Consider the following 22,134-nt stretch of genomic DNA (forward strand, 5'->3'; position numbering starts at 1 on the left):
AGAGATGACACCCCAGCACACGATGTCCACCGAGATCACGCCGACCGCCCCGTCCGGTGCGGCCGCCCTCCGCGCGGCCGTACGGCAGCGGATCCGTGTCTTCCCCGACTTCCCCCAGCCCGGGATCCAGTTCCAGGACCTCACCCCGGTCTTCGGGGACCCGGCCCTCGTACGGCGACTGGCCACGGCCTTCACCGAGGTCTTCGCCGGCGCGTTCGACCGGGTACTGGCGATCGAGGCCCGCGGCTTCATCCTCGGTACCGCGGTGGCCGCCGCTGCGGACCGCCCGCTCATCCTCGCCCGCAAGAAAGGGAAGCTCCCCGGCCCGGTACACCGGGCCGAGTACGAGCTGGAGTACGGAACCGCGACCCTGGAGATCCAGCGCGACGCCCTCGCGCCGGGCGCCCGCGTCCTGGTCGTCGACGATGTGCTCGCCACCGGCGGCACGTTCGCGGCGGCCGGCGCGCTCGTCACCGGCGGCGGAGGCGACATAGCCGGCTATGCCGTCGCCGCGAGCATCGGCGGTCTCGACGGCGCGGCCCGATTGGCCCCGGCCCGGGTCTTCTCCCTTCTGACGACCGACGGCTGACCGCCCCGGCCCGCGACCCGGTACGTACGGCCGGGTACAGGAAGGGCCCGGCCCCGCGCCAGCGGAGCCGGGCCCTCACTCGTTCTCCTACGCCGCGGGCTTCGGCTCCTGCGCCGCGAAGTACCTGCCCACCAGCAGCCTGTTACGGTCCCGAGTCGTCTCCGACACGGCATCCAGCGGAGTGATCACCGAGGTCGCCAGCGCGTCCTGGCAGCCGCACTTCGGCTCGGGATCCAGCGATGCCAGCAGCGCGACCATGCTCGCCTTGGCAGCCGCACTGTTTCGCCGCATCACCTCGGTCACCGCGCTCGCGCTGACGTCCTCGGAATCGGCCCGCCAGCAGTCGTAGTCCGTCACCAGCGCGAGCCCGGCGTAGCACAGCTCCGCCTCGCGGGCGAGCTTGGCCTCCGGCACCGCCGTCATCCCGATGATGTCCAGCCCCCAGGACCGGTAGAGCTCGGATTCGGCCCGCGTGGAGAACTGCGGCCCCTCCATGCAGCAGTAAGTACCGGAGGTGTGGACCGACGTGTCCGTGGCGTCCCGCGCCGCCGAGGCCAACAACTCACGCAGCCGGCCGCAGAACGGCTCCCCGAAGGGCACATGCACGACGAGGTTCTCGTCGAAGAAAGTTGAACCGCTGCGGTTGCGGGTTCGGTCCACGATCTGATCAGGCGTCACCAGATCGCCGGGCCGGAAGTCCTCACGCAGACTGCCCACCGCGCTGACGCTGATCAGCTGGCGCACGCCCAGGCTCTTGAGCGCATAGATGTTCGCGCGTGCCGGCACATTCGTGGGCACGATCTGGTGCCGCCGCCCGTGCCGTGGCAGAAACGCCACCCGAATCCCGCCCAGCGAACCGACCACCAGCGCATCGCTGGGGTCGCCGTACGGAGTCGTCACCCTGACCTCGCGCACATCGGTCAGCGCCTCCAGGTCGTACAACCCGCTTCCGCCGATGATCCCCACCTGGACAGCATCCTCGTGCCATTCGGCTGCCATGCCGCACACTCCATTCCGATTCGCCGCAGTAACGACACATGAATTTCCCTCTCGGACGCTACCGGCGCCCCACGCCGCGCATAATTCACAGACGGTGCACCCCGCTACGCCGTACGGTGCACCTCACTGCCACGAAGGTGGTACGGCCCGGGGGCCAACGGCCCGCCATCCGCCACCTTCTCCTTTCCCCTCTGTCTGCCTTCGCGCGGCTTTCCTATCCTCCGTCGAAAGGAAGAAGCAAAAGGGAATCGATAGGTGAGCAGACCTGTTTCCCAGTCACCCGCGGAAAGTCCCGGAGGGGCGATGCCAGCAAATCCGTTTCTGAGTGGCCGTGACCGTGCTCCGGCGCGTGCGGCCTTGCGCGCGACCGGGCTGTCGACCGAGGACCTGTCCCGGCCCATGATCGGCGTGGCCCACAGCTGGATCGGCACGATGCCGTGCAACTTGAACCACCGTCGCCTGGCCGAGTCCGTGATGCGGGGCATCCGCGACGCGGGTGGTACGCCGCTGGAGATCAACACCATCGCGATCTCCGACGTGATCACGATGGGGACGGAGGGGATGCGCACATCCCTGGTCAGCCGTGAGGTGATCGCCGACTCCATCGAACTCGTGGGCCGCGGGCATGCGTTGGACGGCCTGGTCACCATCGCGGGCTGCGACAAGACCCTCCCCGCCGCTGCGCTGGCCCATGTCCGCCTCGGCCTTCCGGGGCTGGTCCTGTACTCCGGCACGATGCAGCCGGGCACCTTCCGTGGCTCAGAGGTCACGCTCCAGGACGTCTTCGAGGCGGTCGGCCGCAATGCGGCAGGGGCCCTGGACGATGCGGGGCTCGGGGAACTGGAACGTGCCGCCTGCCCCGGCGCGGGTGCCTGCGCGGGCCACTACACGGCCAACACGATGGCGATGGCGCTGGAGTTCCTGGGCCTGAGTCCGTTCGGTTCGATGGATTCCCCGGCCACCGACCCGCGGCGGACAGGGGTCTGCGAGAGCGCAGGCGCACTGGTCATGCGGCTGGTCGAACAGGGCCTGACCCCCGAGAAGATCCTCTCCCCGGACGCCTTCCGCAACGCGATCACCGTGGGAACGGCAACGGGCGGCTCCACCAACCTGGTTCTCCACCTGCTGGCCATCGCCCACGAGGCCGGTATCCCTCTGGACCTGACGGACTTCGACGCGATCAGCTCCCGCACCCCGGTCATCGCCGACCTGCGCCCCAGTGGGCGTTTCACAGCGGTGGACTTGGACCGTGCGGGCGGCACCCGTCTGGTGGGCCGCGTCCTGGACGAGGCGGGACTGCTGAGCGGCGACGCACTGACGGTGACGGGCCGGACCGTGGCCGAGGAAGTGCACCAGGCCCGGGAGACGCCCGGCCAGCTGGTCGTCGTACCGGCCGAGCGTGCGCTGAGCCCGACCGGCGGACTGCTGGTCCTCAAGGGCAATCTCGCGCCTTTGGGATCGGTGGTGAAGGCATCTGCCGCGGTGACGCCTCGGCTTACCGGACCTGCGGTGGTCTTCGACCGCGAGGAGGACGCGATGGCGGCGGTGCAGGCAGGCCGCATCCGCCGGGGCGATGTCGTGGTCATTCGGTACGAGGGCCCGCGCGGCGGTCCGGGCATGCGGGAGATGCTGGGCGTGACGGCGGCGCTGGTGGGCCGTGGCCTGGGCCCTCATGTCGGTCTGGTGACGGACGGCCGCTTCTCGGGCGCGTCCCGGGGGCTGATGGCCGGTCATGTGGCACCGGAGGCGGCTGCCGGCGGACCGCTGGCCGCGCTGCAGGACGGCGACCGCGTGACGATCGACGTGGAGCGGCGTGAACTCTCGGTGGCTCTGTCTCCGTCCGAACTGGCGGGCCGCCTGGCGTCCTGGACCTCACCGCGCCCGCGTTACGAGTCGGGCGTGCTGGGGAAGTACCGGGCGTTGGTGTCCTGCGCGTCGGTGGGGGCGGTGACGTCGCCGATGCATGACTGACGCCGACGAAGCCCTGAAAGAACCCGACAAGATCGACGACGGACAGATGGGAAGTGTGCGCCATGGCGGTGGATCCCACGGGAAAGAGCCTGAAGCAGTTCCTCCTGGAGGACCCCGATACCCCGGTGGTGATGCTGAACCTGCTCCGCTTCGCGCCGGGGGGCGGGGACGAGGGCTACGCGGACTACCTCCGGCACTTCCGCCCGCACGCCGAGCGGGTGGGCGGCACGATTCTCTACTACGGCCTGGGCGCCTCCCCGGTCGTCGCGGAGCCGGGCCAGGAATGGGACGCGGTGCTGCTGGTGTCCTACCCGTCCCGCCGGGCCTTCTCGGAGATGGTCCGCGACGAGGGCTACCAGCGAGGTACGCATCTGCGCACCTCGGCGGTGACGGAGGCGGTGCTGCAGCCGACATCGGACGCCGCGTCGCTGGTGTGGGGCGCGGGCCCGGCAGAGGCGAGCCGCTGACGGGCGATCCCGGTAGCAGTTCGGCAGGCGGCGAACCTCAGATGCGCTTCTGTCCCCAGCGGGGACCGACTTCCGCCCATTCCTGGTCCCATTGCCGGGCGCGCCGGTGCCTCAGGCACCGACGAATGACATAGGTGACGGCCGACACCACGGCGCACCAACCGACCGCCGCCAGGCCGCCGACCAGCGTTGCTGCGACAGCACCGCCGGTCGGGCCGAGCGGCTGATGGGTGAGTCGACCGCGGCCGTCCAGCCAGACAGGGACGCTCGACCCCGACTGACGGCCCGGCTCGACCTGGGTGATCCCCGTGTGGACAGTGCTTTGCGCGTCGCGCCACCGGATGGAGGCGCGCACCTTGTCGTCACCGCCGCTGCTGTAGGCGGGCGATGTTCGGTCGGGTGCGTCGTTGACCAGGACAGCGGTAGCGCGATAACGCTCCTGACGCTGTTCTCGGAAGATGTCCTGTGCCGATAAGCCCGCTAAGACCGCCACAGTGGGTCCGCCGATGACCACGAGCACCATGGCGACGAGCAGAACTGTCGACTCCAGGACATCGGAGGGTCGCTTGACCGGATTGCTCTGCCAGCGCCACAGCCACGTCTTCGGCTTCATGGTCCCGCCTCCCTACGCTCGACCAGCGGTGGAACGCTGCACGTCCACCCACAACGTCAATGTCGTACCCAGGAGGGACTGTAGTGAGGTGCCGTTGGGTCCCTCAGCGGTTCGACCGGTGCCCTTTGCAACGGTCGGCGGAGGCTGCGAGGAGCCTCGGTCACGTCAGCAGCTGCCACAGATGCGCACAGGCCGCCTCTTCGCTCGGGTGGCGCGAGATGGTCCGGTACGCGCCACGTTCGTAGGCTCCGGTCTCCCACGCCCCGTCCGGTGTTCTCCGCAGGAACAGGAAATCGGGGGGCGTGGGGCCGGGTTCATGGACGCCTTCGATGCGGTAGTAGCCGTCGGCGACACCCGCCGCCTTCAGTGCGGCGCGCAGCTCGTGACGGTCCATCGGTGGACTACGGCTCTACCGAGGTGAGGTAGTCGTGCTCCAGCAGCCACTTCACATTCAGCCGCTGTCCTTCGCTCGGGTCGAGGAACACCGGGTCGAGCTTGATCTGCCGGCCTCCGCCGGGCTGCTCGAACCAGGGCGCGATGCCGCCCTCCCACACCCAGAACGGCTTGGTGACCTTGTAGACGTGGTAGTCGCACGGCGCCGCCTCATCACGCGTGTTGAGGTTCTGCGGGGGGAGCGCCCGCTCGGCGTAGCGGTCACCGGCCGGGGCCAGGTACGAGCCGTATTCGGATCCGAAGCGGTCGAGTCGCTGCCCCGCGCGGAGCTTCGTGGGCTCCTTGTCGATCTCGCCGTTGACCTCGGCGAACCCGTCGTTGGGCGGGTACTTCCAGCTGCCGCTCTCCGCGGGCCCCTGCCAGTATTTCTGCAGAAAGGCCGAAGGCGACAGTGTCCCGGTCCGCTTCCATCCGTTCAGGAGGGGGCCCACCGGCGCGTGCCACTTCTTCGGCAGCGCCTTCGGCCCCAGCCGGGCCTCTCCGTGGTACTCCCCGGTGCAGGGTGCGGGCGGGGGTGCGACGGACAGGCGGCCGCGGTCCTGGTCGTGCGGGGCGGCGGCCGCGGCGGGCGCTGCGGCCATGGTCATGGCGACACCGAAGGCGGCAAGTACCGTGCGGAAGGTGCGAGTTCGCTTCACTCAGGAGTCTCCTTGCGCTCTGAATGATCGATGACGTACCTGGGCAGGCAGTCACTTGCGCAAGGTAAGGGATCAAGTACGGTGCGTGCGCATAGAATGCCGTAAATGATGAAATATGCCGATGTATTCAGGCCAGGGGAGGCTAGGGTCGAGCCGCTCCGGTGTGCATCTCTCGTCCTGGGAGGTCAGTGCTCTTTGCTCTTGACGCCCAGTGAGGCGAAGTCGTAGTCGCCGTAAGCGTCGGACGTATAGACGTTGGCCAACCTCGGGCTCCGCCAGGTGACGTTCCTGTCGTAGAGAAGGGGCAGGTAGTAGGCCCCCTTCGCGACCGCGTGGTTGACCTGCTCGTAGAACGTACCGGCCTTTTCCGGGTCGACGCCGGTCGTCCCGGCCGACCCATCGGAGCCGACGGCCTCGTCAAGGGCTTTGTCGATGGCCCGGTCATTGACCTGGGTGACGTTGTAGTTGCCGCTCGGGAGGATGAACTTGCTGCCGACCAGCGGTTGCCAGAATGTCTGGGCGGTGGGGAAGTCCGCGCTCCAACGACCGAGGACGATGCCATATCCCGACTTTTTCACGACGTTCGGCGAGCCTGTGACGGTGGTGGCGTTCTCACCGTCGAACTGATCGATTTCGGTCCTGATGCCGGCCTTTTTCAGCGACTCCTGAAGGGAGGTGGCGGCATCCACCTCCTCCGGCGCGGTGTTGCGCACAGCGATCTTCGTGGAGAAGCCGTTCCGTCGGCCGCACGCCTTCAATTCGTCTTGAGCCTTGCGCACATCCGGCCGGCCGCTGTTCTGGCGCACGCCGTACGGGTCGTACGTGGCATCCGAGCCCTTGAGGTGCGGAGGGAGCATATTGGGGGCGACGTCGCCGGCCGTGGGCCCTCCGAGCGTGGTCTGCAGCGCGTTGTGATCGGCGGCGTAGAAGACGGCTCTGCGGCAATGGACGTTGTCCATCGGCGCGACCGTCCGCGGAAAGGCGACGTAGCGGACGCCGCCGGTGAGAGGGTTGTCGAGGTTCTTCTTGTGGTCGGCGCTCTGGAGCGCTTTGGTCTGGGTCTGACGGTTCAGGCCCTGCCCGCCGAGCATCAGGTCGTACTTGCCGGCGGTCAGCGCGGCCTCGCCGGCTGTCTCATTGGTGTAGAAATCGACCGTGATCGTGTCCGGCAGGGCTTTGCGGATCGGGTCGGAGGGCCTTTTCCAATGGGAGTTGCGGACGAGTTGCAGGGATTTGTTGGGTGCGTAGGAACGGAAGGCGTACGGGCCGCTGGAAAACGGGTCGAGGCCGTACTTGGTCTTCGTGTCCTTCACCCGCTTCACCGGTGAGGCCGCGGGCATGGCCAGCAACTGCTCGAACTCGGCGTTCGGTTTCGGCAGGTGAAACTGGATAGTCGTGCGGTCCGGCGTCTTGATGGCCTTCAGGCCCAGCTTGTCCGCGGACTTGTCCTTGTACGGACCTTCGTAGGTGTGGTTCGGGTCGAGGGCCTCCCTGAGGTGGGTCGGGCCACCGGGAATGACCTCCTGAGCCCAGAGCCGCTCGATTCCGTACTTGATGTCCTGGGACGTGATGGGGGAGCCGTCCTCCCAGGTGACCCCCTTGCGCAGGGTGTAGGTGTATGTCTTTCTGCCGTTGGAGATCTTGGCTCTGCTGGTGGCCAGATCCGGCGTCAGCTTGGTGCCCGCGGCGGCCGGCTTGGCGGTGTACGTCACCAGTTGGCGGGTGTAGTAACGGGCGAAGTTCCAGACGTAGCCGTAGTAACTGCGCTGCGGATCCCAGGAGTCGGCGTCCTGGCCGATGAATTTGAGGGTGTCGCCCGTGATCTCCGATTTGTTTACGACATCTTTCGTCGCGGCGTTGTATGAAGCCTTGGAGCCGCCGCCGGGGCCACCGGGCCCGTCCGGTAGCCAGCTGATGATGGCGGGGATACCCGCGGCGAGGAGCACCGCCAGCGAGGCCACGCCGATCTTGAGACGCGGGGAGCCGGTTCGTGTGGGTTGGGTGGGCGAGACGGCGGTGGGGTTGGTGGTGGCCCTCCGGAGACTGTCCTGTTGGGGTGGCGCTGGGTGGACGACGGGCCGGGGGCGGGTGTGCTGGGGCGTCTTGGCGGGCTGTGGGGGATGTGCCTGGTGCGGGGCGCTGCTGGGCCCTGGGGACTCGGGGAGCTGTGGGGCGCCGGTGGGCTCAGGGGAATCGGTTGCCTGAGAGGGCTCGGCGGTCTCCACGGGCTGGTCCGTCTCTGCGGGCTCATCCGTCTCTGCGGGTTGTTCCACCTCCGCAGGCTCCTCCGCCTCCGTGGGCTCCTTCGCCTCCGCAGGCTCCTCCGCCTCCGAGGTGGGAGGCTCGGGCGCCGGTGGCGCCGGCGCCTTGTGGGGCACCGTCTCCGGGGCGACCGGGGCATACCCGCGGTTGCGGGCCAGCGCGATCAACCCGCCCGTATTGCGGTTGCGTTGCTGCGGGAGCGGCCTGCCCTTGGCCGCCAGGGTGGTGTGCAGGTGCCGGAACAGTGTGTGCATGTCCAGCAGGGGCGGGCCGTCGGCGATCCCCTCGCCCAGGACTGTGATCAGTTCGCCGGTGAAGGCGGTGAACTCCTCGCCCGGAGGCGACAGCGCCTTGCGGGTCTCCGCGGAGGCCGCCATCAGGCAGGTCCCCTCGATGAGAGCACGGTCGGCGACCTGATCGGTGCCGCTCATGCCGCCCAGTAGCGCCCGGCCGCTGAAGCAGCAATCCAGAATCACCACCTTGCGCCGGGCCTTGATGTGCGGATCGAGCATCGCCCTGCGCACCCACTCGTACGGCAGCGCGCTGTACATGCGGTTCCCGTCAGAACCGGGCAGGGCCAGATACAGCTCATCGCTGAAGGGGTCGGTGAGCCCATGGCCTGCGTAGTAGACGACGAGGGTGTCGGTGGTCTGCAGGGCGACGGAGTGGAGAGTGTCGAGCACCGCCTGCGCGCTCTCCGGCTGCGGCAGCGTCACGCAGTGCGCATCCGGCAATCCCCACAGCGCCTCATCCGTGAAGGCCCGCTTCAGACCGATCAGATTGCGCTCGACGGCGGGCAGTTCATCCAGGGTCTCGTAGCCGTGGACGCCGATGAGCAGGGCCCGTGAGGCGGCGGGGTCGGATAAGGCCGTCACTGCTGCTGATCCGTTCCCGGTCCACCCGCCGGTGTCTGCGGCTCGCCCAGGGCGTCGACGATGCGGCGTACCGTCTCCGGAGAGGCGTCCTCGACGGTGACCGTGACGCCGTCCCGTTCGATCCGTACGGCAGGAGCCGTGGGCCGGGCTGCCCGCCATGTGGCGCAGGCGATCGCCAGGCTGCCGAGGGCGATGCCGTTGGCGACCACCGCGTTGATCACCTCTAGCGTGCCGCCCATCTCGCCGGCCCCGGCCTGCTCGGATCCCAGCGAGACGTCGGCCTGCTCTGCCACATCCGGATCCTGGACCAGCCAGCGGTACAAGGACGTCAGGGAGGTCGTGGATGCCAGGGCCCGGCCGTCGCTGTCACCTTCCATGACGATGTCGACCTGCACCTTCGCGCCCCCTCCCCCGAGTGGGTGGCCCCTCGCGGACCTCCCAACAGGACTGCCAATCCTAACCACTTGACCACGGAAAGTGGTGGTGGTCATGAGGTTGGTGAGCCGGTGCCCGACCCGGACTTGCCCGGCGTCATCTGCCTCTTTCGCCCCACACGTCACACCTGTCGGGGCGCGTACATCGGACCGCGCGCTCGTGACCGCCGCGGCAGCCCGCTGTAGGAACACGGCGGGACCTGGCGGCACCGTGTGCTCGTGAACGTGGGCTCAGTACCGCGACAGGGACGCCACCCCGGGCCGGCGCACGCTCTCCGGGTGTCAGCCCCGTGCGCCCTTCTTCTCGCCGCGGTCGGCGACCGGTACGTCGAGAGGCCGGGCGAGGCCGACCACTCCTTCGTCCAGACGCTGAAGGTGGCGCAGGACGCGGAAGGCGACCGTGCCCGACGGCAGCGCGCCCGGCCCGTCGTGCTTGAGCATCGAGGCGATGCTCGCGCCGGACGTGACCTCGCCGTCGGTCTTCTCGTCCTCGACGTACGCGGCGATCACCGCGATGTTGTGGGCGATGCGCCGGCCGGCCCGCTCCAGGCGGGGGTCGGCGGCGATGTTCTTGCTGTGCGGTACGAGTTCGGCCGTCGCCGCCAGGGAGCGCGCGTGGTAGGCGCAGGTCTCCAGCAGGGCCACCAGGTAGCGGGCGGTCCGCCGGCGACCGCGCAGCGGCGTGATCGGGTGCGTCAGCGGCTTGGTGGAGGCGCGCAGGTCGTCCAGTGCCGTGTCCAGGTCCCGCGCCTTGCCCAGCAGGTCGGACGCCGGGCCGCCGCTGAGCTGTTCCACCGCGGCCGACACCACGTCGCCCAGCCGGTCCAGCACGGTGCCCAGCAGCTCGTCGGTGCGGCGGTCGGTGTGCACCGGCAGCACCAGCACCGCCGCGATGATGCCGCAGACCGCGCCCAGCGCCGTCTCCTCGATGCGCAGCACCAGCACCGAGAAGCTGTAGGTGTTGAGCAGCGTGTAGAGCAGGCCCAGCATCGCGGTGACGAAGAAGGACATGAGCGCGTACGACAGCGGGGCGGTGAAGAACATGGCGAAGATGAAGAGCAGGACGAGAGTGAAGGCGATCCAGGTGTGGTTGCCGACCAGCCCCGCCAGCCCGACACCGGCCACCACCCCGACGACCGTGCCGAGCAGCCGCCGGTAGCCCTTGACCAGGATCTCGCCGGTGGACGCGGTGTTGAGGAAGACGACCCAGCAGGTCAGCACCGCCCAGTACCAGCGCTGGGTGGAGAGGAACTCACCGCCGATGATGGCCAGCACCGAGCCCACCGAGACCTGGAACGCGGCGCGGGTGGTGGGGCGCTGCAACCCCGTGCGGTCGTCGTCCTCGTCCTCCTCTTCCTCGGCGCCGATCGCGACGTCCTCGGCGTCGAACTCCTCGCGTGAACGGGTCGTCGCCGGGGTGTCGTTGGACTCGTCCTGGGGCCCGTCCAGCGCGAGCCGCAGGCCCAGGACGGAGCGGGCGGCCTCACCGATTCCGCGGAAGACATCCTGGATGGCGGTCGAGCCGGGCGGCAGCTTGTCCTCGTCGCGGTAGCCCAGCAGCCGGTTGCGTACATGGGCGACGGCGGTGCCCCTGTCGTCGGACGCCGGCCGTGCCACCAGCAGGTGCAGTGCCTTCAGGTCCCGGCGCAGGGTGACGGTCGCGTCGTCGTGCGTGGTGATGAGGGTTCCGGTGGCCGGCACGGGCGCGTGCGGCAGATGGAGGGTGAGGGTGTCCGCGCGCTCGGCACTGCGGGCGTTCAGCAGCAGCACGCCCAGACGCTCCGTGGCGATCTCGGCGTCCGCGACCCGTCGTTGCAGCAGCGCGGCCGTGGCCGCGTCCCGGGTGCCCTCCTCCAGGCGGCCCTGAATCATCAGCGCCGCCTCGTGCAACCGGGCGGTGTGCCGCCGCAGGTCGTCGAGGACCTTGTCCAGCTGCTCGGGAGGCGCGTCGAGCAGTTCGATCTGGCTGGCGACGAGCTGCGCGAGCCGGGCGCGGAAGGCGTCGCGCAGCCTTCGCAGAATGCGTTGGGGCGTCTCCGGTACGACGGCGAAGCGCACGACCGCACTGCAGGCGAAGGCGATGGCAAGGGTCAGGCAGAGGTCGGGAAGTGAGGAGACCGTGACGCCCACGAAGAGGGAGACGAAGTAGATCTGGAAGCCGATGAGTCCCAGGGCGGTACCGCGGTCGCCGAAGCGGCGGCTGTAGACGGCGGCGAAGATCAGCGCGACGAAGAACAGGTCACCCGCGATGATCCGGCTGTGCAGCAGCGCCGCCAGGGACATCGCCGCGAGCGCGACCGGAAGGCCGAGCGCGAGCGTGATCGCCTGGCCGCTCACCTGCTTCTCCTTGATCGCGAAGGTGGAGACCATCGCGGCCATGGCGCCGGCGACCATGTGGGTGACGTCGGTGTCGAGCAGGGCGAGGGCGACGAGGGTGAGCGCGATCGCGGCGACCGTCCGCAGCCCGGCCATCAGTCGCAGCAGCCCCGGGTCGGACGCGACGAAGCGATCCCACGTGCCGGTTCCGAACCGCCGTGTCACTGCCCTCACGCTGCTGAACTCTCCTCATCCCTGACCTGGTCCACGGACGCCTCAGCATCGCACGGCGACAACTGTGGACAACAGCTGGTCGGGGACGGTCGCTGGGTGATCGAAGTCGGTCGACGGATGGTCGGGGTCGGGCTCTCCTCGGATGCCCCCTACGGCCCGACGGCCCCGACGCCCGCCCGGCCTCCTCCGGGCGTCCTCGACGGCCTCGCCCCCGCAGCCCTCGACCACTCCGTGCGCGGTCAGGCCAGGTGGAATACCTCCGTGAGCGGCCGCATCGCCTCGTCGGGGCCCCGGCCGTCCAACTCCTCGAAGAAGTCCGCCATGTCGGCCTGCCAGCGGGCGTTGACCTCGGTGGCCGCCATCGCGGCCTGTGACGCCGCGAAGTCCTCGGTCTCCAAGTAGCCGACGAGAAGGCCGCCTTCGTGGAGGAAGAGGGAGTAGTTGTGCCAGCCGGCGGCGGAGAGCGCCGCCAGCATCTCCGGCCATACCTGCGCATGGCGTTCGCGGTACTCATCGATCCGGTCGGGGCGGACCTTCAGCAGGAAACAGACGCGGCGCACGGGGCGGCTCCTCTTCGCGAGCACGGGGTGCCGAAAGCGGGATGAAGGGTTCGGGAGGCGGGGTTACGGGCTCAGGCGCAAGTCCGATTGAAATGTTTCAATCGGAGTCTCCGGAAGCTACGTGTGGTGCGGAGGGGGCGTCAATCCCCGGAGCCGGTGTCCGCTCGCCCGCCACCCCCCTGGTGGCAGGCGGTAGCGCGCGAGGTGACGCCTGCGGCGGAAAAGTTACGGCCGCATGTCTTGACGTCCACCGGCACCTGAGGTCATGTTTGAGTCGTTTCAATCGGCGCGCCACGATTCCTCGGAGCCCTGCGGCCGACGGCTGCGGCCCGGTCGGGCCCTCGGTCCACCTGGGTGGACGCGCTTCGTATCGATGGTTCGTATCGATGGCCGGGCCTGCTCCGGCCGTTTCCCCCCGCCCCGCAACAGGACGAAGGAGGCTCCGTGATGTCGGTGGAAACCACCCAGGACGCCACGGGCGATGCCGAGAACGGCGCCGTCACCAAGCAGCAGTGGAAGTGGACGGCCCTGGCCGGAATGGCTTCCTATCTGGACGCCGGCTCGATCGTCGCGCTCGGCTCGGGCCTGTCGCTCTTCCAGGACAGCATGGGCCTGTCCAGCGATGCCGTGGGCACGCTGACAGCCATCGGCCCGAACGCCGTCGGCGCGGCCATCGGCGCCTTCATCGGCGGCCGGCTGGGCGACAAGCTCGGACGCAAGCGGATCTACCAGTACGACCTGCTCGTCTACGCGGGCGCGGTGCTGCTCATCGCCTTCGCGGTCAACCCGCTGATGCTGTTCGTGGGCACCTTCATCGTGGGTCTCGCGGTCGGTGCGGACGTCCCGACCTCGCTGGCGCTGGTCGGCGAGTTCTCCCCGGCGAAGGCGCGCGGCAAGCTGATGGGGCTCACCCAGGTGACGTGGAATCTCGGCCCGGTGGTCGTCCTCCTCCTGGCATGGGCGCTGTCCGATCTGGGGCTGCTGGGCATCAGGCTGGTCTTCCTCCAGCTGTTCGTGGTCGCTCTGGTCACCTACGCGCTGCGCCGCGGGATGACCGAATCCGTGGCCTGGAAGCTCGCGGCGCAGTCCGGCAAGGTGGCCAGGGCGCGGGTCCGCGACCTGCTGAGCGGACCGAACCTGCGGGCCCTGCTCTACACCGGCGGCATCTACCTGTTCTGGAACCTCGCGGCCGGCACGAACGGGATCTTCACCCCGTACATGGTCAAGACTCTCGGCGCCGGCAGCCAGGCCACCAGCGTGCTCCTGTCCTGTGCGAGTTTCGCCCTCGCCATCGTCGGCACGGTCGCCCTCTACATGCGCATGGCCGACAAGGGGCACAAGTACCGCAAGGCGATGTGGATCACCGGTTCGGTGATGCAGATAACGGCGTACGGCCTCTTCCTCATCCTGCCGTTCACCATCTCGACGATCATCTTCAATGTCGTCCTGTTCGGCATCGGCCAGACCATGGCGGGCGAGGGCTTCTACAAGACGGTCAGCCAGGAGCTCTTCCCGACCACCTTGCGGGGTACGGCGCAGGGCATCTCCTTCGGGGTCGCCCGGGTCTTCCTCGGGATCTGGTCCTTCTTCGTGCCGACCCTCGCCGAGACCGGCATCACGGCGGTCGCCGGGTTCCTCACGCTCTGCCTGTGCGTGTGCGGCGTGATCGGGATGTTCATGCCGAACACCACCGGCAAGTCCCTCGACCGGCTCGAAGCGGAGCGGGCCGCGGTCTGACGGACGCGGGGCCGTTGACAGGCCCCGCGAGGGCCTTTAGCTCCAATATTGAATCGTTTCATCATGGGTTTTGAGCCACCGAGCCACCAGTTGAGCCACCACAGGAGAGACATGACGGAGCCCACCGCAGACGAGGCACGGACGGCGCAGGCCAAGGCGGTTCTGAAGCGCCAGGCCATCGAGACGCCGTCCTGGGGCTACGGGAACTCCGGCACCCGCTTCAAGGTGTTCGCCCAGCCAGGAGTGCCCCGCACGCCGCGCGAAAAGCTGGACGACGCCGCGAAGGTGCACGAGTTCACCGGCGCCGCGCCGACCGTGGCGCTGCACATCCCCTGGGACAGGGTCGAGGGGCCGGACGGATACGCGGGCCTCGCCCGGTATGCCGAAGAGCGCGGCGTGAAGCTGGGCACGATCAACTCCAATGTCTTCCAGGACGACGACTACAAGCTGGGCAGCGTCACCAACCCGGACCCGGCGGTGCGGCGCAAGGCGCTCGGCCACCTGCTGGAGTGCGTCGACATCATGGACGAGACCGGCTCCCGCGATCTGAAGCTCTGGTTCTCCGACGGCACCAACTATCCCGGCCAGGACGACATCCGCGACCGCCAGGACCGGCTGGCGGAAGCGCTGCAGGCCGTCTACGAGCGGCTCGGCGACGACCAGCGGATGGTCCTGGAGTACAAGTTCTTCGAGCCTGCCTTCTACGCGACCGATGTGCCGGACTGGGGCACGGCGTACGGGCACTGCCTCAAGCTCGGTGAGAAGGCGCAGGTGTGTGTGGACACCGGGCACCATGCGCCGGGCACCAATATCGAGTTCATCGTCGCGCTGCTGCTGCGCGAGCGGAAACTCGGTGCGTTCGACTTCAACTCACGCTTCTTCGCCGACGACGACCTGATGGCGGGCGCCGCCGACCCGTTCCAGCTGTTCCGGATCATGTACGAGGTGCGGCGCGGGGGCGGCCTGGACGACGGCTCGGGCATCGCGTTCATGCTCGACCAGTGCCACAACATCGAGGCGAAGATCCCCGCGGTCATCCGCTCGGTGATGAACGTCCAGGAGGCCACGGCCAAGGCGCTGCTCGTCGACCGCGACGCGCTGGCCGGCGCACAGCGCACCGGTGACGTCCTCGCGGCCAACGCCGTCCTGATGGACGCCTTCAACACCGACGTACGCCCGCTGCTCGCCGAGGTCCGCGAGGAGCAGGGCCTCGACCCCGACCCGGTCGCCGCCTACCACCGCTCCGGCTGGGCCGCACACATCGCCGCCGAGCGGGCCGTCGGACAGCAGGCGGGCTGGGGCGCCTGACCCGCCGCCCCGTACGCACCTCATCTCTTCCCTTAAGGACTTGCTCATGGCTTCCGCCATCCACCCCCAAGACCCTCCGACGGGCGCCGGTTCCGCGCGGATCCCCGAGGCGGCCGCCGCGCTGCTGGCCCGTGCGCACCGGCTCGGCGCCGATCCGCGCAACACCAACTACGCGGGCGGCAATGCCTCCGCGAAGGGCTCCGCCGCCGACCCGGTGACCGGCGGCGAGGTCGAGCTGATGTGGGTGAAGGGCTCGGGCGGAGACCTCGGCACGCTCACTGCCGACGGGCTCGCCGTGCTGCGTCTGGACCGGCTCCGCGCGCTGACGGAGGTGTATCCGGGGGTGGAGCGCGAGGACGAGATGGTCGCCGCCTTCGACTACTGCCTGCACGGCAAGGGGGGCGCGGCGCCGTCCATCGACACGGCGATGCACGGCCTGGTGGACGCGGCGCACGTCGACCATCTGCACCCCGACTCGGGAATCGCCCTCGCCTGCGCGGCGGACGGCGAGAAGCTGACGGCCGAGTGCTTCGGCGACCGGGTGGCCTGGGTGCCGTGGCGGCGCCCGGGTTTCCAGCTCGGCCTGGACATCGCGGCGGTCAAGAGGGACAACCCGCAGGCCATCGGCTGCGTACTCGGCGGCCACGGCATCACCGCCTGGGGGGACACGTCCGAGGAGTGCGAGCGCAACGCCCTGCACCTCATCCGCACCGCGGAGTCGTTTCTCGTCGAGCGCGGGAAGGCCGAGCCGTTCGGTCCGCTGCTGGACGGATACGCGCCCCTCGACGCCGACGCGCGCCGGGTACGTGCCGCGGCGCTCGCACCGGTGATCCGGGGACTGGCCTCCCAGGACCGGCCGCAGGTCGGCCACTTCGACGACTCCGAGGCCGTCCTCGACTTCCTCGCCCGTGCCGAGCACCCCCGGCTGGCGGCCCTCGGCACGTCCTGCCCGGACCACTTCCTGCGGACGAAGGTCAGGCCGCTGGTCCTCGACCTGCCGCCGTCCGCGCCGCTGGACGAGGCCGTCGCGCGCATCGAGGAGCTGCACGCCGAGTACCGCGACGCGTACGCCGCCTACTACACCCGGCACGCCGAGCCCGACTCGCCGCCGATGCGTGGCGCGGACCCGGCGATCGTGCTCGTACCGGGCGTCGGGATGTTCTCCTTCGGCAAGGACAAGCAGACGGCGCGGGTGGCGGGGGAGTTCTACGTCAACGCCGTCAATGTGATGCGCGGCGCCGAGGCGGTCTCGACGTACGCGCCGATCGAGGAATCCGAGAAGTTCCGCATCGAGTACTGGGCGCTGGAGGAGGCCAAGCTCCGGCGGATGCCGGAGCCGAGGCCGCTCGCCACCCGCGTGGCACTGGTGACGGGCGCGGGCAGCGGCATCGGCAGGGCCGTCGCGCACCGCCTCGTCGCCGAGGGCGCGTGCGTGGTGGTCGCTGACCTGAACGCCGACAGTGCGGCCGCCGTCGCCGCGGAGCTGGGCGGCGCGGACAAGGCGGTCGCGGTGACCGTGGATGTCACGTCCGAGGAGCAGATCGCCGAGGCGTTCCGGGCCGCGGCGCTGGCGTTCGGCGGCGTCGACCTGGTGGTCAACAACGCGGGCATCTCGCTGTCGAAGCCGCTGCTGGAGACGACGGCGCGGGACTGGGACCTTCAGCACGACATCATGGCGCGCGGATCGTTCCTCGTCTCGCGCGAGGCGGCGCGGATGATGCGGGCGCAGGGGCTCGGCGGCGACCTCGTCTACATCGCGTCCAAGAACGCGGTGTTCGCCGGCCCGAACAACATCGCCTACTCCGCCGCGAAGGCCGATCAGGCGCATCAGGTGCGACTGCTCGCAGTGGAGTTGGGGGAGCACGGGATCCGCGTCAACGGGGTCAATCCGGACGGCGTGGTGCGCGGCTCCGGGATCTTCGCGGGAGGTTGGGGAGCGCAGCGCGCGGCGACATACGGCATCGAGGAGGACAAGCTCGGTGAGTTCTACGCCCAGCGGACCCTGCTCAAGCGCGAGGTCCTGCCCGAGCACGTCGCGAACGCGGTGTTCGCCCTGACCGGCGGGGACCTGACCCACACGACCGGGCTGCACGTTCCCGTGGACGCGGGCGTCGCGGCGGCCTTCCTCCGCTGACACCGGCAGTTCCCCGTCACGGCGGCCGCGCGTCCCGGCGCGGCCGCCGCCCCGCACCAACGATCCCCGCGAGGACCCTGTGCCACCCACCGACTCCCTCCCGTTCGCCGCCGTCGACCTCGGCGCCTCCAGTGGGCGTGTGATGACGGTCCGGGCCGGACCGGACGTCCTGGACCTGACGGAGGTTCACCGCTTCCCCAACCGCGCCGTGCGCACCGGCGGCACGCTGCACTGGGACGTGCTCGCGCTGTACGCGGGCGTTCTCGACGGGCTGCGGGCCGCCGGGCAGGTCGCCTCCGTCGGCATCGACAGCTGGGCCGTCGACTACGGCCTGCTCGACGCGGACGGGGCGCTGCTCGGCAACCCGGTGCACTACCGCGACAGCCGGACGGAAGGCGCCGCGGAGAAGGTGTGGGCGCGGGTACCGGCCGACGAGCTGTACGCGGCGACCGGCCTGCAGTACGCGCCCTTCAACACGCTGTACCAGCTGACGGCGGCCCGCGGAACACCACAACTGGCCGTTGCCGAGCGCCTGTTGCTGATCCCCGATCTGCTGACGTACTGGCTGACGGGCCGGCCCGGCACCGAGCTGACCAACGCCTCCACCACGCAGCTGATCGATCCGCGCACCGGCGACTGGGCGTACGGCATCGCCGAGCGGCTCGGCATCGATCTCGGCCTGTTCGCGCCCCTGCGCCGCGCCGGCGATCCGGCGGGGGAGCTGCTGCCGCACGTGCTGGAGGAGACGGGGCTGACCGGCCCGGTTCCGGTGACCGCGGTGGGCTCGCACGACACCGCGTCCGCGGTGGCGGCCGTGCCCGCGACGGCCACTGACCGCTTCGCGTACATCTGCACCGGCACCTGGTCGCTCGCGGGCCTTGAGCTGGACGCGCCCGTCCTGAGCGAGGAGAGCCGCACCGCCAACTTCACCAATGAACTGGGCCTCGACGGCACCGTGCGCTACCTGCGCAACATCATGGGCCTGTGGCTCCTCCAGGAATGCCTGCGAGCCTGGGGCGGACCGGACCTCGCCCCGCTGCTGCGGGACGCGGCACAGGCACCGGCGCTGCGGTCGGTCGTCGACGCGGGCGATGCCGCATTCCTCCCGCCGGGCCGGATGCCCGAGCGGATCGCCGCCGCCTGCCGGGCGACGGGCCAGCCGGTGCCCGAGACCCGGGCCGCGACGGTCCGCTGCATCCTGGATTCCCTGGCGCTCGCGCACCGCCGCACCCTCGCCGACGCGGCCCGGCTCGCCGATCGACCGGTCGACGTCGTGCACATCGTCGGCGGCGGCGCACGCAACGCGCTGCTGTGCCAGCTGACGGCCGACGCCTGCGGCCTGCCGGTCGTCGCGGGCCCCGCCGAGGCCGCCGCGCTCGGCAACGTCCTGGTCCAGGCACGGGCCCACGGTCTGGTCGACGACCGGGCGGCGATGCGGGCGCTCCTCGCGCGCACGCAGCCACTGGCACGGTACGAACCGCGGGGCGACGCCACCGCCTGGCGCGCGGCCGAGCGCAGGATCGGGGCGTGATGAGGCACCCTCTCGCCCCGGTGGCCGGCCCGCCGCACCCGTCCGAGCAACGACCGAACGTGCCGAACCAACCGAACGAACCGAACGAACCGAAGGGGCCGAGGTGCGTGTCGCCCTGTTTCTGACCTGTGTCAACGACACGCTCTATCCGGACACCGGTCGGGCGGTGGTGAAACTGCTGACCAGGCTCGGCGTCGAGGTGGACTTCCCGATGGGCCAGACCTGCTGCGGGCAGGCCCACTACAACACCGGCTACCGCCGGCAGGCGGAGCCGCTCGCCCGCAATTTCGCCGAGGTGTTCGCGGACCACGACGCGATCGTCACGCCCTCCGGGTCGTGCGGTGCGATGGTGCGCGAGCTGTATCCGCGCATGGGCGAACGGGCCTGTGCGGAGGGCCGCGGCGAGGACCTGGCGACGGCGCTCGCACCGGTGGTCCCCAAGACCTACGAACTCACCGAGTTCCTGGTGGACGTGCTCGGCGTGAGCGACGTCGGTGCCTGGTACCCGCACACCGTGACCTACCACCCGACCTGCCACGGGCTGCGCTCCCTCGGGCTCGGCGACCGGCCGCGCCGGCTGCTCGAAGCCGTCCGCGGCCTCGAACTCGTCGAACTGCCCGGCGCCGAGGAGTGCTGCGGATTCGGCGGCACCTTCGCCGTCAAGAACTCCGATGTCTCGGCCGCGATGGGCACCGACAAGGTACGCAACGCCGAGTCGACCGGCGCCGCGGTCCTGTGCGCGGCGGACAACTCCTGCCTGATGCACCTCGGCGGCACCATGGCACGGCTGCGTACGCCGCTGCGCCCGGTCCACCTCGCGGAGATCCTGGCGAGCACGGAAGAGGAGCCCCTGTCATGAGCGGCACGTATCTGGGCATGCCCGCCTTTCCGCAAGCCGCGCACGATGCCGTGCGCGACCGGACGCTGCGCGCCAATCTGCGGCACGCCACGCACACCATCCGTGACAAGCGGGCCCAGGCGGTCTCCGAGCTGGCGGACTGGGCGGAGCTGCGCGAGGCGGGCAAGCAGATCAAGGACCACACCCTGCGCCATCTGGACCACTATCTGGTGCAGTTGGAGGAATCGGTCACGGCGGCCGGCGGCACCGTGCACTGGGCGGCCGACGCGGCCGAGGCCAACCGGATCGTGACCCGCCTGGTGCGTGAGACCGGCGAGCGGGAAGTCGTCAAGGTCAAGTCGATGGCCACCCAGGAGACCGGTCTGAACGAGGCGCTGGAGGCCGAGGGCATCCGCGCCTACGAGACCGACCTCGCCGAACTCATCGTGCAGCTCGGCAAGGACCGGCCCTCACACCTTCTCGTCCCGGCCATCCACCGAAACCGTGGCGAGATCCGTGACATCTTCCGGCGGGAGATGAGCGCGTGGGGCCGCCCGGCGCCCGAAGGGCTGACCGACACCCCCGCCGAACTCGCCGAGGCCGCCCGGCTCCACCTCCGCGAGAAGTTCCTGCGCGCCAAGGTCGGCATCTCCGGCGCCAACTTCATGGTCGCCGAGACCGGCACGCTGGTCGTCGTCGAGTCCGAGGGCAACGGCCGGATGTGCCTCACTCTCCCCGAGACCCTGATCTCGGTCGTCGGCATCGAGAAGACCGTGCCGACCTGGCGCGACATGGAGGTGTTCCTCCAGACGCTGCCCCGCTCCTCGACGGCGGAGCGGATGAACCCCTACACCTCGATGTGGACCGGGACCACCGCCGCCGCCGAGGGGGACGGCCCGCGGGCCTTCCACCTCGTTCTCCTCGACAACGGGCGCACCGACACCCTTGCCGACGAGGTCGGGCGTCAGGCACTGCGCTGCATCCGCTGCTCGGCGTGCCTCAACGTGTGCCCGGTGTACGAGCGGGCGGGCGGGCACGCGTACGGCTCCGTCTACCCCGGCCCGATCGGCGCCATCCTCAGCCCTCAACTACGGGGCACCCAGAGCGAGATCGACGCCTCGCTGCCGTACGCGTCCAGCCTCTGCGGAGCCTGCTACGAGGTCTGCCCCGTCGCCATCGACATTCCCGAGGTCCTGGTGCACCTCCGCGAGCGCGTGGTGCAGGGCGGCGAGGTCACCCGTCACGGGGCGAAGGTCACCTTGAGGCCCGCGAAGGGACACGCCGCCGAGCGTGCCGCGATGCGGGCCGCGCGCTGGGCCTTCAGCCATCCCGCGGCGCTGCGGGCCGGCCAGCGGCTCGCCTCGCGCACCCGCCGCCTCCACCCCAGGACGCTGCCTGGCCCCGGCCGGGCCTGGAGCGCGACCCGCGACCTGCCGCCGGTGCCCGCGGAGCCCTTCCGTGACTGGTGGCGGCGCACCCGGCAGCCCGGCGGAAAGGACAGCGCATGAGCAGCAGGGACAGGGTCCTCGGCCGAGTGCGCCGGGCGCTGGGGCCGGCACGCGAACCGCAGGACTACTCGTCGGCGGTGGACCGCGGCTATCTGCGCGAGCACGGTAGGCGCACCCCCGAGCAGGCCGTCGAGCTGCTCGCCGAGAACCTGGCGGACTACCGCGCGCTGGTGCACCGTACGGATTCCGGCGGGCTGCCCGCCCTCCTGGCGCGGTTGCTCGCCGAGCGTGGCTCGCGGACGGTGGTGGTGCCGCCGGGCCTGCCGTCCGGATGGCTGCCCGACGGCGGTCCGACGCGTGTCCACGACGAGGCCGCGCTCGCTCCCGCGCGGCTCGACGGCACGGACAGCGTGGTGACGGGCTGCGCCGTGGCGATCGCCGAGACCGGCACGCTCGTCCTGGACGGCGGCCCGGACCAGGGGCGGCGCCGGATCACGCTGGTCCCCGACCACCACATCTGCGTGGTGCGGGCGCCGGAGCAGGTCGTCGCCTCGCTGCCGCTCGCGATGGGGCTCCTCGACCCGAGCCGCCCCCTGACCTGGATCTCGGGCCCGTCGGCCACCAGCGACATCGAGCTGGACCGGGTCGAGGGGGTGCACGGTCCACGCACCCTGGAGGTGGTGCTGGTGAGCGGGGCCTGACCCGCCCCGAGGCGTTCGCGGCCCTG

The 22,134-nt window shown here is 70.2% G+C and carries 18 protein-coding genes; 10 read left to right on the plus strand and 8 right to left on the minus strand.

Features of this window, described 5'->3' with window-relative positions; genetic code table 11:
• The first annotated feature begins 4 nt into the window (after window positions 1-4).
• Window positions 5-589 (plus strand): adenine phosphoribosyltransferase, encoded by a 585-nt coding sequence (locus ACH4FH_RS17955; protein WP_398556816.1) that lies wholly within the window; start codon window positions 5-7, stop codon window positions 587-589.
• Between the two features lie 87 nt (window positions 590-676).
• On the opposite strand, the gene mtnP is transcribed toward ACH4FH_RS17955, so the two are convergent.
• The gene (gene mtnP, locus ACH4FH_RS17960) at window positions 677-1,588 is read right to left on the minus strand and encodes an S-methyl-5'-thioadenosine phosphorylase (RefSeq protein WP_398556817.1); all 912 of its coding nucleotides are present in this window, start codon (window positions 1,586-1,588) and stop codon (window positions 677-679) included.
• 303 nt (window positions 1,589-1,891) lie between these two features.
• On the opposite strand from mtnP, the gene ilvD reads away from it, so the two are divergent.
• A complete protein-coding gene (gene ilvD / locus ACH4FH_RS17965; RefSeq protein ID WP_398556818.1) occupies window positions 1,892-3,559 on the plus strand; it encodes a dihydroxy-acid dehydratase in 1,668 nt (555 codons plus the stop codon).
• Between the two features lie 62 nt (window positions 3,560-3,621).
• A complete protein-coding gene (locus tag ACH4FH_RS17970) occupies window positions 3,622-4,026 on the plus strand; it encodes a DUF1330 domain-containing protein (protein WP_398556819.1) in 405 nt (134 codons plus the stop codon).
• A gap of 37 nt (window positions 4,027-4,063) precedes the next feature.
• Here the strand turns inward: ACH4FH_RS17970 and ACH4FH_RS17975 are convergent, their stop codons facing one another.
• The 7 genes from ACH4FH_RS17975 to ACH4FH_RS18005 all read right to left on the minus strand — a co-directional run bounded on the left by ACH4FH_RS17975 (window position 4,064) and on the right by ACH4FH_RS18005 (window position 12,411).
• Window positions 4,064-4,639 (minus strand): hypothetical protein, encoded by a 576-nt coding sequence (locus ACH4FH_RS17975; protein WP_398556820.1) that lies wholly within the window; start codon window positions 4,637-4,639, stop codon window positions 4,064-4,066.
• Window positions 4,640-4,799: 160 nt separating this feature from the next.
• On the minus strand, window positions 4,800-5,033 hold the full coding sequence (locus tag ACH4FH_RS17980; protein ID WP_398556821.1) for a hypothetical protein: 234 nt from the start codon (window positions 5,031-5,033) through the stop codon (window positions 4,800-4,802).
• Window positions 5,034-5,040: 7 nt separating this feature from the next.
• The gene (locus ACH4FH_RS17985; protein WP_398557101.1) at window positions 5,041-5,679 is read right to left on the minus strand and encodes a TNT domain-containing protein; all 639 of its coding nucleotides are present in this window, start codon (window positions 5,677-5,679) and stop codon (window positions 5,041-5,043) included.
• Between the two features lie 236 nt (window positions 5,680-5,915).
• Complete coding sequence (locus ACH4FH_RS17990) at window positions 5,916-8,867, minus strand: ABC transporter substrate-binding protein (RefSeq protein ID WP_398556822.1); 2,952 nt, start codon at window positions 8,865-8,867, stop codon at window positions 5,916-5,918.
• Entirely contained in the window at window positions 8,864-9,262 is a 399-nt protein-coding gene (locus ACH4FH_RS17995) for a hypothetical protein (protein ID WP_398556823.1), read from the minus strand. The genes ACH4FH_RS17990 and ACH4FH_RS17995 overlap by 4 nt, the downstream gene beginning before the upstream one ends.
• A gap of 321 nt (window positions 9,263-9,583) precedes the next feature.
• On the minus strand, window positions 9,584-11,773 hold the full coding sequence (locus ACH4FH_RS18000; RefSeq protein WP_398557102.1) for an FUSC family protein: 2,190 nt from the start codon (window positions 11,771-11,773) through the stop codon (window positions 9,584-9,586).
• 317 nt (window positions 11,774-12,090) lie between these two features.
• A complete protein-coding gene (locus ACH4FH_RS18005) occupies window positions 12,091-12,411 on the minus strand; it encodes an L-rhamnose mutarotase (RefSeq protein WP_398556824.1) in 321 nt (106 codons plus the stop codon).
• Between the two features lie 447 nt (window positions 12,412-12,858).
• On the opposite strand from ACH4FH_RS18005, the gene ACH4FH_RS18010 reads away from it, so the two are divergent.
• The 7 genes from ACH4FH_RS18010 to ACH4FH_RS18040 all read left to right on the plus strand — a co-directional run bounded on the left by ACH4FH_RS18010 (window position 12,859) and on the right by ACH4FH_RS18040 (window position 22,108).
• Window positions 12,859-14,148 (plus strand): MFS transporter, encoded by a 1,290-nt coding sequence (locus ACH4FH_RS18010; protein WP_398556825.1) that lies wholly within the window; start codon window positions 12,859-12,861, stop codon window positions 14,146-14,148.
• A 111-nt stretch (window positions 14,149-14,259) separates the two neighbouring features.
• Entirely contained in the window at window positions 14,260-15,456 is a 1,197-nt protein-coding gene (rhaI, locus tag ACH4FH_RS18015; RefSeq protein ID WP_398556826.1) for an L-rhamnose isomerase, read from the plus strand.
• Window positions 15,457-15,502: 46 nt separating this feature from the next.
• Window positions 15,503-17,590, plus strand: a complete 2,088-nt coding sequence (locus ACH4FH_RS18020) for a bifunctional aldolase/short-chain dehydrogenase (protein WP_398556827.1) — start codon at window positions 15,503-15,505, stop codon at window positions 17,588-17,590.
• A 142-nt stretch (window positions 17,591-17,732) separates the two neighbouring features.
• Window positions 17,733-19,121 (plus strand): rhamnulokinase family protein, encoded by a 1,389-nt coding sequence (locus ACH4FH_RS18025; protein ID WP_398557103.1) that lies wholly within the window; start codon window positions 17,733-17,735, stop codon window positions 19,119-19,121.
• Window positions 19,122-19,224: 103 nt separating this feature from the next.
• Window positions 19,225-19,980, plus strand: coding sequence for a (Fe-S)-binding protein (locus ACH4FH_RS18030; protein ID WP_398556828.1), 756 nt, complete (start codon window positions 19,225-19,227; stop codon window positions 19,978-19,980).
• Window positions 19,977-21,467, plus strand: a complete 1,491-nt coding sequence (locus ACH4FH_RS18035; RefSeq protein WP_398556829.1) for a LutB/LldF family L-lactate oxidation iron-sulfur protein — start codon at window positions 19,977-19,979, stop codon at window positions 21,465-21,467. Before ACH4FH_RS18030 ends, ACH4FH_RS18035 begins: the two co-directional genes overlap by 4 nt.
• On the plus strand, window positions 21,464-22,108 hold the full coding sequence (locus tag ACH4FH_RS18040) for a lactate utilization protein C (RefSeq protein WP_398556830.1): 645 nt from the start codon (window positions 21,464-21,466) through the stop codon (window positions 22,106-22,108). Before ACH4FH_RS18035 ends, ACH4FH_RS18040 begins: the two co-directional genes overlap by 4 nt.
• Window positions 22,109-22,134 lie beyond the last annotated feature (26 nt).

The sequence above is a fragment of the Streptomyces sp. NPDC017993 genome, from assembly GCF_044328065.1.
GTDB lineage: Bacteria > Actinomycetota > Actinomycetes > Streptomycetales > Streptomycetaceae > Streptomyces.